The sequence below is a fragment of the Bradyrhizobium sp. USDA 4516 genome (assembly GCF_054055915.1).
Genome location: NZ_JBSRXT010000001.1, coordinates 8,442,941 through 8,457,904 on the forward strand (window position 1 = coordinate 8,442,941; position 14,964 = coordinate 8,457,904).

The window sequence follows — 14,964 nt, forward strand, 5'->3', positions numbered from 1 at the left end:
CTTTGGGGCGCGCTCGCGACCCGCCGCGACGAGGCCGCCAACCAGATCGGTCAGGCCTGACCGCGTTTACCGGAGCCGATCCCAAGCATCGAGAACATCCCGATGATGAGCAGCGCCGCCGGAATGCACCACCACAACACATAGCCGAACATGTGTTCGAAGATCGTGCGCCGGTAAGGGGGAAGCGGATTGGGCAGCGCGCCGGCACGCTGCATCTGCTCGATCTTCTCCTGCGAGAGCTCGTGGTAAACGTTGAGCGGGCGGCCGTTGAGGTCTTTGCCGGAGCCCTTGACCATCAGGGTATAGTAGCCCGTCATCTTGTAGGGCAGGATGAAGGAGTGCGTGAGGCTCACATAGCCTAGCGCGAGGGCTTCGCCCTTGGGCCCCTTCTCGGTCAGGTCCTGCAGCTGCTGGTAGCTGTATCGCGTGCCGAACTCCGCGGCGCGTACGTCCTGACCGGACACCGCCACGCCGATGAACACGAGAAGAACGAGCAGACCGCGGCGCATGGCGTCTTGCCTCTCAACGTCTTGCCTCTCAAAGGGACGCGGCGGTTCGACCGCCGAACACTCATCAAACAAGCTACCGGAAAGGTGTCCAACCCCGGCTAACCCAGGCGATACAAGTGTCAGCAGCCGGTTAAGTCCTCCTCAACCTCGTCGGGACGTGCTGAGCGCGGCGAAGCCCGGAACCAGCGCCTGCTCGGCGACGTGCTCAAGCAGTGAGCGCACACGGCTTTGCAACCTCGCAACCGGACCGAACGCGATGGCGCGGCTCTTGCTTGCTTTCAACAACGGATTAGTGAAGCATGCCGGCGCAAGGGCAGATCGGGAGACGGCGAATGGTCGAAGTTTCGCGCAGAACGCTCCTCAAGCTTGCGGCCGGCGTGCCGCCGGCCATCGCGGCGCCGTCCATCCTGTCATCGCGCGCCTTTGCCGCGGGCAAGGGCAAGACCATCACCGCCGTGATGCATTCGGACCTGCGCATCATCGATCCCGGTTTCACCACCGCCTACATCACCCGCGACCATGGCTACATGGTCTACGACACGCTGCTCGGCATCGATTCGAGCTTCAAGGTCCGCCCGCAAATGGCGGAGTGGACGATCTCGGACGACAAGCTCACCTACACCTTCACGCTGCGCGACGGCCTGAAATGGCATGACGGCGCGCCCGTCACCGCGGAGGACTGCATCGCCTCGCTGAAGCGCTGGACCGCCGTCGACGGCATGGCGCAGAAGCTGGCCGAATTCACCGCTTCCCTCGAGGCGAGCGGGCCGAAGACGATCGTGCTCAAGCTCAAGGAACCGTACGGCCTCGTGCTGGAGTCGCTGGCAAAGCCCTCCTCCTACGTCGCCTTCATGATGCCGAAGCGGCTCGCGGAGACGCAGCCGGGCAAGCAGATCGCCGAGCAGATCGGTTGCGGGCCGTTCAAGTTCGTGAGCGCCGAATTCCAGCCGGGCGTGAAGGCCGTCTATGAGCGCAACGCCGACTACGTGCCGCGCACGGACAAGCCGGATTGGCTGTCGGGCGGCAAGGTCGCGAAGGTCGATCGCGTCGAATGGGTCACGATGCCCGACGCGCAGACCGCGATCAACGCGCTGCAATCCGGCGAGATCGACTTCCTGGAGCAGCCGTCGGTCGATCTGCTGCCGGTGCTCGAGGCGAACTCCGATCTCACCGTGGCCGTGCTGAACAAGTTCGGATTCCAGATCGAGGGCCGGATGAATTTCCTGCACCCGCCATTCGACAACGCCAAGGTCCGCCGCGCAGCATTCCTGGCGATGAACCAGAAGGACGTGCTCGACGCCACCGTCGGCAACGCGAAATATTACGAGATTTGCGGCTCTTATTTCGCCTGCGACACGCCGCTCGCCAGCGACGCCGGTGCCGAGACGCTGATCAAGGGCAACGGCATGGCCGAGGCGAAGAAGGCGCTCGCCGCCTCGGGCTATGACGGCACGCCCGTCGTGATCATGATCCCCGGCGACGTGCAGACGCTGAAAGGGCCGCCGACGGTCGCGGCGCAGCTGTTGCGCGCGGCCGGCTTCAACGTCGACGCGCAGGTGACGGACTGGCAGACCGTAGTGAGCCGCCGCGCCAGCCAGAAGCCGCCCAAGGAAGGCGGCTGGAACCTGTTCTTCACCTTCACTGGCGCGACCGAGGTGATGAACCCGATCGTCAACAACCAGATCGCCGCCAACGGCAAGCGGGCGTGGTTCGGCTGGCCCGAAGACGCCAAGCTCGAGCAGATGCGCGACGCCTATGCGCGCGCCACCTCCCCTGAAGAGCAGAAGAAGGTCGCGGTCGAGATTCAAAAGCAAGCCTACGAGCAGGTGATCTATATCCCGCTCGGCCAGTTCCGCTTGCCGAGCGCCTGGCGCAAATCGCTCACCGGCGTGCTGGAAGGCCCGGCGCCGCCGGTGTTCTGGAACGTCGACAAGACCGAATAAGCAATCGGCTTGTCCGCAGACCCCCTTCGCCCCCAAGCGACCGCCGCAGCTGCGCGCGGCCAAAATATCGAAAACAACCCCATGCAAAGGAGCTGGCGGCTGCCGGCGTTCGACAAGGCAACTTGACACGTCGGGCAACTCAGGGATACATTTCCAATATTCCGAAATCGCGCAAACGCCTCTTGCATGTGCGTCGTCGTCTTATCCTCGTTCAGCGCGCGCTCCCACACGCGAAAGGATAGCTCGTCCTATTCCAGTCCGTTTTCTCGAAGCAGCCTTGCAGTAGACATGCAGAAGAATAGCCACAAGGCGATCGAGATGAGACTACGATGCACCGACTTTGCTCCCGACTGGTATCAAAGTGACAGCCGTTATGCAGCAACTGTCGACAACGAACTCCGTTGTCGACTACAGGAGCTCGAAAGCAACTAGGAATTGAGTTTCCGTTCGCTTGGTGGGTAGTTCGATTGTCCAGCCAACCAACGCAGACGTGCCGAAGGCCAGCTCAGATGTCGGCTTCTGTCATCGTTCCTGACCTCCGGGCCATCGCGGAGATGTCCGGATACGAGAGTACAACTGATACCGGCCCCGAAGGCCCAGATGTCGCACTTTGACCCAAAGCCGACGTAGGGCAGTAAAGCACCGAAGTCGACCCGAAGCGCTCATCACCCTTCCGGCACGCCAGCGAGGCGCCAGCCTTCACACAAGCGCTGCAGCCCGGCAAGGTAAATTGGATTGTCGCTTTGTTGAGCTGCGAGCAAGCGACGAATGGTGAAACCTGAGTTGAGCGCAAGTCCCGTTCTCGCAGCAGTTCGCGCCTCATCGAGCGCGCCGGTCAAGGCCAAGGCAGCGGCGAGCGATATATGAGCGAGATGAAAGTTACGGTTCGCCTCGGTGCTTCGTCGCAGCCAACTGACGGCTTCGACGTCTGAACCAAGCAGCAGCTTGGCCACGCCCGCAAAACACGCCCACTGGTAAGCGAAAACGTCGCGAGGAGAGAGCCGTAAAGCTTCGAGTATATGGCCTTCGGTCTCGGTAGCGCGACCTATGTAGGATTTGGCGAAACCAAGGGCAGCATGAGCGTGGACCAAATTCGGAGCCAGCGCCAACGCATGTTCGAACTCACGGATGCCTTGGGCGGCCCGGTTCGTAAAGGTCTGGACCCAACCCCGAGCCATGTGGGCTGAGGCACTGTTCGGCCTAATCGACAATACCTTGTTCATCATCGCCTCGGCCGCCGCAAGCCGCGCGGGCCCATCATCCGTCGTAAAGCTACCTCCAACTACCGTATCAACATTTGCCAGACCAATCATTGCTTCGACGTTGCCGGGATCGAACTCCAGCGAGCGTTCGAAGAAGCCCCGCGCTTGCGTCACGCATTCAAGGCTAATCCCCTTCATGAACCAGGCCCGGCCCTGGAAGTACAAGTCCATCGCATCGGGATGCAGCGTACGCTCGGCTCGTCGCGCCTCAGCCTCGATGAGCTGGGCACCTAATGCACCGGCGAGCCTCGACACGATTTCGTCCTGCATATCGAACAGGTCGACGACAGGCTTCTCGAAGCGATCGGCCCAAAGATGCTGGCCGCTCCTGGCATCGATCAGCTGAACATTCATCCGAAGTCGCTTGCCGCTGCGTTGCACTGAGCCTTCGAGCACGTAGCGAACATTCAATTCGCGGCCGACTTGGCGGACATCGACAGCTCTGCCCTTGTATGAGACGGCGCTGTTCTGTGCCATTACGAATGAACCACCGATGCGCGACAGGTCCGTGGTCAGACTCTCGGTTATACCGTCCGCGAAATAGTCCTGCTCACGATCACCGCTCAGGTTCGCGAAGGGTAGCACGACGATGGATAGGCGCGGCGGCGCTTCGCCGGTTCGCTCAATTGGGCCAATCGTCTCATTTGCGGGCCTCCGGTCTTCCTTCACTGCGCCAACGAAGCGGAAACCTTTGCGCGGCAATGTTTTGATCAAGTGCTGTTTCTCGCCCGTGTCGCCGATTGCGCTCCGGGCGGCGTTCAGGCGAGTCGTTAGCGCGGCATCCGAGACGACGCGCCCCTTCCAAACGGCGCCGACGAGGTCGTCTTTGCTGACGACGCGCTCCCTGTTCCGGATCAGGTATTCAATCAGGTCGAATACTTGGGGTGCGACAACGACCTCTTCCGTTGCGCGCTGCAGTTCGCGCCTGTCGGTATCCAATGCGTAATCCTCAAAAAGAAAACGCAAGCTGCATTCCCTCTCGCGGCCACCTCTGAAACCCCAAGAATAAGCTGCCCGTAAGGGAAATGTAAGCCAACTGTTAAGCGCGCCAGGGGATGTGCCCGCAATCTCGCTTGGCAGAAATAGACCAACCTGGACATTCCAATGAGCACCATCCACGGAACCAGTGAGTTTGGACCAGCAACGGCAAGGCGGCAGTTTTACAGTCCCCTCGAGGCATATTGGAATGCATTTCGTGAGTGGCGCAAACGCGAGAGGCTGCGTGCTGCGCTGGACGATCTGAGCGACAGAGAGTTGATGGATATCGGGATTGCACGGGGCGAACTCGACTACGTCGCCCGATCGGCGCTCTCAGCCGATCCGCGTTTCACATTATAGCTGCCCTAGTTTGGCCGGACGGGGCGATGCTGCCTTAGATCTGCCGGGGAAAGTCGATGAAGTCGGCTTTTGGCCCCTAAGCTGACGGTCTGCATGACCACCGGGAAGGTCGGCTCTTCGAGAGTAACCGGAAGTCCCTTGGCTCGGCCGCCGTGGACGGCTTTTGACCCACAGCCGATATGGGACCTAGCCCGACGCCAACCCAATATGCTTTGATGCCGAAATCACCAATCTGGGAGCAAGTCCTTGACGGGCGAACGGATGGAACGACGGCTGGCGGCCGTGCTGGCGGCGGATGTTGCTGGGTATAGCCGCCTGATGGGAATTGACGAGGAAGGGACGCTCGCCGGCTTAAAGACCGTCAGAAAAGTGATCGTTGATCCGTCTATAGCTTCTCACCGAGGCCGTATCGTCAAGACGACCGGCGACGGTATGTTGGTTGAGTTTGGCAGCTCAGTCGATGCGATCCGCAGTGCAGTTGAAATCCAACGTAGCATGGCTGAGCATAATCCTAATGGGCCACAGGATCGGCGTATCGAATTTCGTATAGGCATCCACGTTGGTGACATCATATTCGATGACAACGACATTTTCGGGGACGGTGTAAACATCGCCGCGCGATTGGAAGGTATTTGTGACCCTGGTGGAATTTGCGTATCAGCTGTCGTCTATGATCAGGTGGATCGCAAGATCGATGTCTCTTTTGCGTCGCGGGGTCTGCAAAAACTGAAAAATATTGAGCGACCGGTGGACATCTATTTTGCCGTACTTAACGAGGCGGTCGACGCTAGTCGGAGCGTCCCCTCGGCCCAGCAGGTACAATATTGTAGATCAATTGACGGTGTGCGACTGGCTTACTCGCGAGTTGGGACCGGGCCGCCTTTGGTAAAAACCGCAAACTGGCTTAGCCATCTGGAGCTCGATTGGGAATTGCCAATTTACCGCCACATGCTGGTAGAGCTTGCGAGGCGAAACACTCTTGTTCGTTACGACGCACGAGGAAGCGGCTTGTCCGATTGGGACGTAAGTGAAATGTCGCTTGATGCTTGGGTGATTGATCTAAAAGCTGTTGTTGATGCGTCCGGGTTGGAACGTTTTCCACTCTTCGGCTATTCACAAGGCTGCGCGGTCAGTGTGGCTTTCTCAAACCGCTACCCAAACCGTGTATCAAAGTTGATCCTCTATGGAGGTTTCGCTACCGGACGCTGCAAGCGGCCATCCGTGACCGAAGCAGACCTCGATCGCTACAATGCCACTAGAACGTTAATACGAGTGGGTTGGAATTCAGATGAGCCAACTTTCAGACAATTGCTGACATCACAGCTCGCTCCGACAGCGACCGTTGAACAGGCAGCCGCCTTCAACATCATGCAGCGAAAATCTACCTCGCCAGAGAACGCTGTTCGCTACTACGAGACAGTGAGCAATTTCGACATTACTGAGCTATTGCCCGAAGTTTCTGTACCCACGCTCGTCTTACATGCCCGAGAAGAAATTATGCAACCCATAGAAGAAGGCCGCCGCCTAGCCGCAGCTATTCCTGGTTCGAGGTTTGTATCTCTCCCTGGCAAAAATCACGTACTGTTGGAAAACGATCCCGGAATGGCCCAATTTCTCGAGGAGGTAAGGCAATTTTTAGAAATGGGGTGAATGCGAGCACTTCCGGTTTTGGCGCATAGCTGACGGTCTGCATGACGATCGCGAACGTCGGCTCTTCGAGGTGAACCGGAAGTCACCCGGCTCGGTCGCTATGGGCGGCTTTTGACCCAAAATGGGAATCAAAGCTCGAGCGCAGGTGAATCACCGAACGCAGCAGCACGCGCCGTGCCGGGTTGCTCGCGGCCGCGCGTTGCGGTCGGGCAACACTTTCTGGAAAAGCGTAGCGCCTACGGCTTCCGCCCATTGCGCATTTCCATTTTGATCCGAATGATCGATGCCGTCGCGTGCTGGGCGGTGCAACAGGGCTCGGATCGAGCCTTTGGAGGCTACGGGGTGATGAACCCGCGGCGAATTGCGACTCCGGAGTTGTGCGGGACGGTCGTTCTCGCAGGTTGGCTCCTTGCCTGGCTTGCCGGCTCTGCCGGCATCGGGAACAGCGGCGCAGTGTCCATCGAGGACCTCGCACCATCTCTCGCCGCCAACGCCGAACTGGCTGATACGCGACAGGCCACGGCAGTCGACAACGTCAGCAAAGTGAATGCTGAAGCAGCGATGGCTGCAGAACCCCTAACGGGGCCGGCGTCCGACACGATGGCCCCGCCGCAGGCAGGCGTCATGGGTAACGCTGTCGCCAACGCCGATGCGGCGATGGCGGTTGAATCGGTGCCGGCGACGCCCCCTGATGCGACAGCAACCTCGAGCGAGCCGAAGTCAATCGTCGTGGCTGCCTTGCCGGATTCGTCGCAGACGCTGCCGGCCGAAACATCGCCGGTGCAAGCGGCGACGGCGAGCCCGCCTCCAGTGTCTGGTGACACCGAGGAGGCCGCGAGACCCCTGGATATTTTCGAGGAGTGCCTCGTCGTCGATGTCTGCATCGACCGGTACCTGTGGGCGCTCTACCAGCGGACGCCGAAGCAAGACACCATCAGCGTACAAGAGCAGCGGAAAGTGACCGTCAAGAAGAAGCGCAAGACGGTGACTGTCACCAGGACGTTCACCAGGCGCGTCGATAACGATTTCACGTGGAAGGATCCGAAGGCGGCGGAGCGAATGGGCATGCCGATGATCGACTACGTGATTGGAGGGGTGGATCGGAGCTTCAAACTCAAGCTGTTTCACGCGCTCTACGCGGCGGAGCAGGCCGGGTTGGCGCCTGGCATCACCAGCGCGTTCCGCGATGACTACCGTCAATCGATCGCGAGCGGCCTGAAGGCGGCGTCCGACAAGTCATACCATGGCGGGAGCTTCCGCGGCGGCTATGGCCACGGGCTTGCCGTCGATGTCGTGAGCGTCAGAGGCGCGACGCGGGCGGAGCGTTGGGTCTCCACCGAGGCCCTTTGGAAATGGATCGATGCGCGTGGACCGGATTTTGGAATCGGGCGACCGTATCTCGATCGAGATCCACCACATGTCGCGCCGATCGACGGCAAGGAATACGCCGCTCACCGCGGCGGGACGAAAGCTCAGCACGCGGAAGCGGATCGCAAGAAGCGCGACCGGGGCGCTGTGCGGGTCGTGGCAAAACGATCAAAGACCGCAAAGGCGTCGAAGGGGAGAACGATCTGATCGGGTTCAGCTGCGCCTTCCAACACGACGCGGGCAACAATGCCTAGCAATCCTATCATCGTGCAAAAATACGGAGGCGTCTGTCTCGAAACACCAGCAAGAATCCGCGCGGCCGCGAGCAGTGTCGCCGATTTGCATGGCCGTGGTCATCGTGTCGTGGCGATCGTTTCAGCGATGGGCAAGACCACCGATGAACTCGTCAGGATGGCCTATCAGGTCAGCCCGCACCCCAATCGCCGCGAACTCGATATGCTCTTGACCACCGGCGAGCGCATCAGCATGTCCTTGATGAGCATGGCGCTGTCTGATCTCGGCGTGCCGGCGATCAGCTTTACCGGCAGTCAGGCCGGTGTCATGACCGACGGGTCCCATTCCTCCGCACGCATTCTGGACGTGCGGCCCATTCGCGTGCGCGAAGAACTCGATCGTGGACGCATCGTGGTTTTGGCGGGCTTTCAGGGCGTGAACCCGCTGACCAAGGAAATCACGACGCTTGGCCGAGGTGGCAGCGATACCACCGCGGTCGCCATGGCTGCGGCGCTCAAGGCGGAGTGCTGCGAGATCATCAAGGAGGTCGACGGAGTTTGCTCGGCTGACCCGCGCATCGTCGCGGACGCAAAACCCTTGCGTCAGCTGGATTTCGCATCCCTGTCCGAAATGTGCTTCTGGGGCGCCAAGGTCCTGCACTTTCGCAGCGTGGAGCTGGCCCACAGCCAAAACGTGCCTTTGGTCCTGAGAAAGTGGGGCGGCGCGCGACACAGCACGCAAGTGATGAAGGAGGTCGCAGACATGGAGAACGGAAAAGTCCTGGCCGTCAACTCGATGGCTCGCATCGAGCATGTGGAGATCGATTCGGCGGACCTCAATCAAGGCTTTGAGAAGTTCGCGCAGCATCTCCAGCAAAATGGCTTGCCTTGGCCGCAACTCCTCGCCTCGGCTTTCACCGCCGAAAAAACCCGCATCATGATGACTTGCGATTCTGAGACACTCGACGCGTTGCTGCGCACACTGGAACGGAGCAAAGACCTGCGCAAACAGCGCGAGACGCTGAGTTCGGTGAGCCTCACTTGCTTCGGCGGTATTTCCTCGGACCTGCCGTACAAGGCGGTTCAGATTCTGCAACGCCACGGAATCATCGCCGACAAGTATGTTTTGTCATCGCATTCGGTAAGCTTCTTTGTTCCGATGGAGAGCCGTGAGGCCGCGGTCATGGCTCTGCATTCGCTGATCTAGTTGAAATTTGGCAAGGGACGACGTTGCCCGGCCTCGCCATCAATACCAGCCGCGCCGACTATCGCGTGGTGAAGGAGTTCCGGATGATGCCGCTTCACCGGTGAGCGGTGGCAGCCTTTCGGGCCGGTCGTCGCCGACTAGAGCCTTCCCCGTTCCGATTGAATCGGAACGGGATTCCATATCCATGGTTCAAACGCGTTTTCTTAACGCGAACCGGTACCGGCTTCGCTCCGGAGCGCTCGAGGCCGGATCATCGGATTGATCGATCGGCCTTCTCTGAGGAAATCCGAACCACTTATCAATGCCCGAGCCGCGCCTCCGTGCCGGCCAGCAGCCGCTGAATGTTGGCACGATGGCGCACGATCACGTAGATGCCGCCTGCGATCACCAGCAAGCGATAGGGCAACGGTTGCTCCAGGCCGCAGACGAGGACGATCGCCGTCAATGCCGCCAGCATCGAGCCGAGGGAGACAATCCGAAAGACAGCCACCACAGCGCCAAAGGCCGCCGCAGCGCCGAGGCCTACCGGCCAGGACATCGCCAGCAACACGCCGAGCCCGGTCGCAGCGGATTTGCCGCCGGTGAAATTCAGCCAGATCGAACGGCCGTGCCCTAGCAACACGGCAAGCCCGGCCAGGCAGACAGCCCAGGACACGCAGGTTTGCGGATCAAGCGCTGCCGGCGGCGTGACGGATGGCAAGGTGTACAACCAGGGATAAAACCAGCGGGCGAACAGGATTGCCGCTACGCCTTTCAGCACGTCGACAAGGAGCACCGCCAACGCGGGCCACTTCCCCAGGGTTCGCAATACGTTCGTTGCCCCGGTGGATTTGGAGCCATGCTGGCGGATATCGATGCCCCTCAGCAGCTTCCCCGCCAGATACCCCGTCGGCGTCGAACCGAGCAGATAGGCGATCGCCAGTCCAGCCACACCCGCGATCCAGAAGATCATGCCAGTCACCTCGATGCCCGCGGCGGCGATCAATCCTAACGCGGATGCCACCAGCGTCCGCCGATCACGACGCCTTCGGATGCGATCTTGCGATCGCCGGTCAGGTGCTCGCCGACCACATCGACATAGTCGAACGTCCCCTGCCGGACCAAGAGCAGCGTGGCGTCGCCGACGCTGCCCGGCTTGAGGCTGCCGAGCTCGGGCCGCCGCAATGCCATCGCGGCATTGACGGTGGACGCCGCGATCACGTCCGGCAGCGGCATCCCCATGCAGAGGAATTTCGACATCGTCGTCACCTGGTCGAATGCCGGGCCGTCGATGCAGAGCTGATGGATGTCGGAGGAGATGGTGTCGGGATAGAAGCCGTTGGCGAGCATCGCGCGCGCCGTCCTGAAGGCGAACGAGCCCTTGCCATGGCCGATGTCGAACAGCACGCCGCGCTCGCGCGCCTCCAGGACGACCTTCTTCACCGTGCCCTGCGCGGTCGCGGGCGTGTTGGGGAACGGACGGAACGCATGGGTCAGCACGTCGCCCGGACGCAGGCGCGCGAGCACCTCCTCATAGCTCGGCGGCGGATGGTCGATATGCGCCATCAGGGGCATGCCGACCTGCTCGGCAACTTCGAGCGCGATCTCGAGCGGCACCAGCCCCGAGGTGCCCGAGGCGAACAGGCCGACCCGCACCTTGATGCCGACGATCAGGTCGCGGTTCTCGTCGGCGACGCGCGCCGCATCGATTGGATTCATCAGCCGCAGCTCCTCGCTCTCGCCGACCATCACGCGATCCGAGAAGCCGAAGATGCCGGCGTGCGAGACGTGCAGATAGGCGAGGATACGGACCTGGCTCGGCTCGATCACATGCTTGCGGAAGCCGGCAAAGTTGCCGGGGCCGGCGCTGCCGGTGTCGACCGAGGTGGTGACGCCGGAGTTGCGGCAAAACTCCTCCGCATCGATGCCGAGCGAGGTGCCGCCCCAATAGACATGGGTGTGCAGGTCGATGATGCCCGGTGAGACGATCAGCCCCGAGACGTCGCGGACCTCGGTGGCGGGATCGGCTTGCAACTCGCGGCCGACCGCAGCGACCTTGCCCGCGGCAAAGCCGACATCGGTCACGGCATCGAGTTTCTGCGACGGGTCGATCACCCGTCCGCCGCGCAGGATCAAATCGAAAGGCATCGTGTTCTCCGGATTCGGTCCGGCACGATGGTCGACTTCGCCGGCGCCCGCAAGCCGCTCAACCGACCCGGGCCTGCTCAGAAACCGGCGCGGTCGCTGTCGCGCGATCCGCGCCCTCGTCGGCGACCATGTCCGTTCCCTTGTCCGCTCCGTTGGCCGACGCGACGATGGCCGCAATGGCGGGATTATGTGCCGCCTCCGAGGCAGCAATGGTCTCGCGGGCCCAGCGGTACGAGGATTCGAAGATTTCCTGATGGCGGTCGAAATCGGTGACGTCGATGCCGTCGGGCGTCGGGGGACGCATCACCATGTCGAGCGGCGTGGTCGGCAGCGTATCATAGCGCTGATGCGCGACGAGGCTTCGCCACAGCACGTTGACGGCGCTCGGCGCGGCCGGAAGCAATTTCTTGCGGAACGGCGTCAGTAGCGACGCAAACAGCTCTAGCCGCCCCGGCAGCGCGGCATAGTCGACGTCGAACATCTCGGTTGCCGGGTCGCCGAAATGGACCACCAGATTCGGTCCGCTCTTCATCTGGTGCATCTGCCCCAGCGGAACGTTGTCGACGAGGCATCCGTCGACCAGCATCGAGCCGTCCCTCGTATAGAACGGCGGCAGCAGACCGGGGATGGCGCTCGACGCCCGCACCGCGTGCCACAGCAGACCGGTGCGGATCAATTCGAGACTGTGCGTCGACAGATTGGTTGCGACCGCCGCGAACGGCCGCCAGCAGTCCTCGATCCGGCAATTGTGGCCGTACTGCTCGGCGAGCGCGGCATCGAACGCCTTGTGGTCCAGCAAGGCGTAGCGCGGCCAGGTCGGGCGGCGGAAGCTGCGACTGGAGACGAAGATCTCATGCGTGCCGCGCTCGAGATGCTCGGCGTCGTAGTTCTTGGCAAAGCCCGCCGCCATCGCCGAGCCGACGCTGGTGCCGACAAAGATGTCGAACATCGCGCCGCGCTCACGAAACGCCTTGTAGACGCCGACATGCGCGGTGCCGAGGCTGCCGCCGCCGCCGGCGACAAATCCGACGGCGCGACCGCACAGGAAGCGAACCAGGCTGTCGATGTCGAGCTGGTCCTCGAGCGCGACGTGATGATGCATGAAGCAGGGCAGCCGCGCCAGCCACGCCGCGGTGCCGCTGACCTCGTGGCGCCTGACGTCATGAACCCGGACGAGACGCCGCGTCGACGCCGGATGCACGGCGCAGGCGAAGCGTTCGATCTCCGTCAGATCGGGCGTCGGCGCATGACCACGGCAGGCGAATACGACAAGATCGGCCTGGCGGATGGTTTTCCGCGCCCACTCCGATGCGTCAGGACCACCGAAATAGGCCACCAGCGGCGCGTCGTACTCGATCCTGTTGAGCCAGTCGGCGACCTCGGATGCGTCGAGCGCGCGGCCGGGAAACATCGCCTGGACCCGCGCGAGGTCGACGATCTCGGCACCGGCAGCGGCAAGGCCTTCGCGCAGCCTGCGCTCAAAGGCGGCAGGCACCGGTTCCCGTCCGCCCGGGATCAGCGCGACAGTGCGCGCCTTCGGCGACGCCCGGAGCGGCAACAGGCGCGCAGTCTCGGTGGCAAACCGCCGCGCGAGCGCAGCCAGCAGCGCCTCGACGATCTCGGGCGTTTCCCGCGCCAGCGTCGTATAGGCGGCGCGCGTCAACACCAGCACGCTGGTGTCGCGGATCGCAATCACATTGGCGGTGCGCGGGATGTTGGCAAAGAAGCCGATCTCGCCGACCAGTTCGCCGGCGCGAAGTTCCGCGATCGGTTCGGGATGACTGGTCCGGTACACCGCGAGCGCGCCATGCAGCACCAGGAACAGCGCGTCGGAGGCGCCGCCCTGCTCGACCAGCAGCTCGCCGCGCACGAGGTCGCGCCGGGTCATTGCGCCAAAGGCAATCAGCCGCTGCTCCGCGCTGAGGGTTCTGAACAGCGCGAAGTCCTCGGACACGTTTCCCCACGCAAACGTCGCGCTCGGCGGCACACGGTTCGAATGCATGATCCGATGTTAGCGCCGGGCCGTCGTCCCGGCGAGCGATATCAGGGCCCAATCGGCCGCACCCTGGACACAAATCCTTGGGAGCACTGCAGCAGGATTTGCAGCATCCGCGATCTGCTTCACCCGACCAATTCCGGCCACGGCACGATGGTCGACTTCACCGTCTTCATCGCCATTGCGTCGGCAACCGCGCGGGCGACGCCGTCCTCGGTGAACGGATAGATCGTCTGCATGTCGAGCCAGGGATATTTGTTGCGCGTGCGGTAGAGCATGTCGACGCCGAGCGGCAGGTCGTTGCCGGTAAAGCCCCAGGAGCCGAGCACGTTGAGATCCTTGGTGCAGATGCGGTGCCACGAGGTGTTGATCGAGCCGGCATCGGTGAACTGCCCCATCTCGACATAGGTGCCGCCGTCGCGCAGCATCTCGATGCCCTCGGGGCCGGCGGTCGGATGGCCCGAGCAGTCCATGACGAGGTCGGCGCCGAAACCGCCGACGATGTCACGCACCGCCTCGATGCGCTGCTCCGGCGTCTTGAGCTGCTCGATATCGACGGTCGCCTCGGCGCCGAACTTGCGCGCCAGCGCAAGGCGCGGCGCCTCCGGCGCGCCGACGCAGATCACGCGCCCCGCGCCCATTTCCTGCGCGGCGGCGACCGCGAGGATACCGATCGGCCCCGAGCCCTGGATCACCACCGTGTCGCCCCAGCTGAAACCGCCGGCGCGGGTGGCGCGGTTGAAGGCGCGGATGCAGGAGGTCAGAGGCTCGGAGAGCGCGCCGAGCCGCAGCGACATGTCGTCGGGCAATTTGTAGATCTTGGTGCCGGGCAGCATGTCGAGATCGACATAGACATATTCAGCCCAGCCGCCCCACATGTGCGGCGCCTTGTCGAAACCGAGATAGCGGCCGTAATAGACCGGCGTCAGGCATTTGTTGGCGCTCTCGGGATAATGGATGCAGTAGTAGCAGCGGCCGCACGGCATCAAGGGCGGGATCATCACCTTCGATCCCACCTGCAGCGGCTTGCTCATGAAATCCTCGGTGAACTCCGCGCCGCATTCCACGATCACGCCGCCGAGCTCATGGCCGAGCGTGAACGGCCACGGCAACGGCTTCGGCCAATGTCCCTTCAGGATGTGCAGATCGGTTCCGCAAACGCCACAGGCACCCACCTTGATCAAGGCCGCCTTTTTGCCGATTTCCGGCCATGGCACTGTCCGGATTACCGGCTTGGCTCCAGGTCCATCATGCGTGCAGACGCGGATCTGCTCCATCGGTTCGCTCTCCCTGTCCTTGTCGTTGGGCCGGGTTCGGCCGAGCCGACTTTA

Annotated in this window: 11 protein-coding genes; 5 read left to right on the forward strand and 6 right to left on the reverse strand. The window is 62.2% G+C overall.

Annotated features, from left to right (window positions below; all coding sequences use genetic code 11):
• Positions 1-50: 50 nt before the first annotated feature.
• Positions 51-509, reverse strand: coding sequence for a hypothetical protein (locus ACVI1L_RS39170; protein WP_456785262.1), 459 nt, complete (start codon positions 507-509; stop codon positions 51-53).
• A 332-nt stretch (positions 510-841) separates the two neighbouring features.
• On the opposite strand from ACVI1L_RS39170, the gene ACVI1L_RS39175 reads away from it, so the two are divergent.
• Positions 842-2,452 (forward strand): ABC transporter substrate-binding protein, encoded by a 1,611-nt coding sequence (locus ACVI1L_RS39175; protein ID WP_456785263.1) that lies wholly within the window; start codon positions 842-844, stop codon positions 2,450-2,452.
• A gap of 665 nt (positions 2,453-3,117) precedes the next feature.
• On the opposite strand, the gene ACVI1L_RS39180 is transcribed toward ACVI1L_RS39175, so the two are convergent.
• Positions 3,118-4,680 (reverse strand): winged helix-turn-helix domain-containing protein, encoded by a 1,563-nt coding sequence (locus ACVI1L_RS39180; protein WP_057017589.1) that lies wholly within the window; start codon positions 4,678-4,680, stop codon positions 3,118-3,120.
• A 138-nt stretch (positions 4,681-4,818) separates the two neighbouring features.
• Here ACVI1L_RS39180 and ACVI1L_RS39185 point away from each other — a divergent pair, with 138 nt between their 5' ends.
• The 4 genes from ACVI1L_RS39185 (at position 4,819) to ACVI1L_RS39200 (ending at position 9,510) form a co-directional block, all read left to right on the forward strand.
• Positions 4,819-5,052: a DUF1127 domain-containing protein gene (locus ACVI1L_RS39185; RefSeq protein WP_076831674.1), complete on the forward strand. Its 234-nt coding sequence runs from the start codon at positions 4,819-4,821 to the stop codon at positions 5,050-5,052.
• A 246-nt stretch (positions 5,053-5,298) separates the two neighbouring features.
• Positions 5,299-6,702 carry an alpha/beta fold hydrolase gene (locus tag ACVI1L_RS39190; protein WP_456785264.1) on the forward strand — a complete coding sequence of 468 codons (1,404 nt, stop codon included), beginning with the start codon at positions 5,299-5,301 and terminating at the stop codon, positions 6,700-6,702.
• A 252-nt stretch (positions 6,703-6,954) separates the two neighbouring features.
• Positions 6,955-8,277: a peptidase M15 gene (locus ACVI1L_RS39195; protein ID WP_456785265.1), complete on the forward strand. Its 1,323-nt coding sequence runs from the start codon at positions 6,955-6,957 to the stop codon at positions 8,275-8,277.
• A gap of 39 nt (positions 8,278-8,316) precedes the next feature.
• Positions 8,317-9,510: an aspartate kinase gene (locus ACVI1L_RS39200; protein ID WP_076831683.1), complete on the forward strand. Its 1,194-nt coding sequence runs from the start codon at positions 8,317-8,319 to the stop codon at positions 9,508-9,510.
• Between the two features lie 298 nt (positions 9,511-9,808).
• Here ACVI1L_RS39200 and plsY read toward each other — a convergent pair whose 3' ends face one another.
• The 4 genes from plsY to ACVI1L_RS39220 form a co-directional block, all read right to left on the reverse strand.
• The gene (gene plsY, locus ACVI1L_RS39205) at positions 9,809-10,462 is read right to left on the reverse strand and encodes a glycerol-3-phosphate 1-O-acyltransferase PlsY (RefSeq protein WP_076830239.1); all 654 of its coding nucleotides are present in this window, start codon (positions 10,460-10,462) and stop codon (positions 9,809-9,811) included.
• A gap of 35 nt (positions 10,463-10,497) precedes the next feature.
• Positions 10,498-11,637, reverse strand: a complete 1,140-nt coding sequence (locus ACVI1L_RS39210; protein ID WP_456785266.1) for an amidohydrolase/deacetylase family metallohydrolase — start codon at positions 11,635-11,637, stop codon at positions 10,498-10,500.
• 58 nt (positions 11,638-11,695) lie between these two features.
• Positions 11,696-13,639 (reverse strand): patatin-like phospholipase family protein, encoded by a 1,944-nt coding sequence (locus ACVI1L_RS39215; RefSeq protein WP_456785267.1) that lies wholly within the window; start codon positions 13,637-13,639, stop codon positions 11,696-11,698.
• Between the two features lie 119 nt (positions 13,640-13,758).
• On the reverse strand, positions 13,759-14,910 hold the full coding sequence (locus ACVI1L_RS39220; protein ID WP_076830128.1) for a zinc-binding dehydrogenase: 1,152 nt from the start codon (positions 14,908-14,910) through the stop codon (positions 13,759-13,761).
• Between the last annotated feature and the right edge of the window lie 54 nt (positions 14,911-14,964).

What these genes read in the sequence shown, in the direction of transcription:
- ACVI1L_RS39175 (WP_456785263.1), top strand. Translation starts at nt 842, where the DNA reads ATGGTCGAAGTTTCGCGCAGAACGCTCCTCAAGCTTGCGGCCGGCGTG.
- ACVI1L_RS39215 (WP_456785267.1), bottom strand. Translation starts at nt 13,639, where the DNA reads ATGCATTCGAACCGTGTGCCGCCGAGCGCGACGTTTGCGTGGGGAAAC.
- ACVI1L_RS39210 (WP_456785266.1), bottom strand. Translation starts at nt 11,637, where the DNA reads ATGCCTTTCGATTTGATCCTGCGCGGCGGACGGGTGATCGACCCGTCG.
- plsY (WP_076830239.1), bottom strand. Translation starts at nt 10,462, where the DNA reads ATGATCTTCTGGATCGCGGGTGTGGCTGGACTGGCGATCGCCTATCTG.
- ACVI1L_RS39220 (WP_076830128.1), bottom strand. Translation starts at nt 14,910, where the DNA reads ATGGAGCAGATCCGCGTCTGCACGCATGATGGACCTGGAGCCAAGCCG.
- ACVI1L_RS39170 (WP_456785262.1), bottom strand. Translation starts at nt 509, where the DNA reads ATGCGCCGCGGTCTGCTCGTTCTTCTCGTGTTCATCGGCGTGGCGGTG.
- ACVI1L_RS39185 (WP_076831674.1), top strand. Translation starts at nt 4,819, where the DNA reads ATGAGCACCATCCACGGAACCAGTGAGTTTGGACCAGCAACGGCAAGG.
- ACVI1L_RS39200 (WP_076831683.1), top strand. Translation starts at nt 8,317, where the DNA reads ATGCCTAGCAATCCTATCATCGTGCAAAAATACGGAGGCGTCTGTCTC.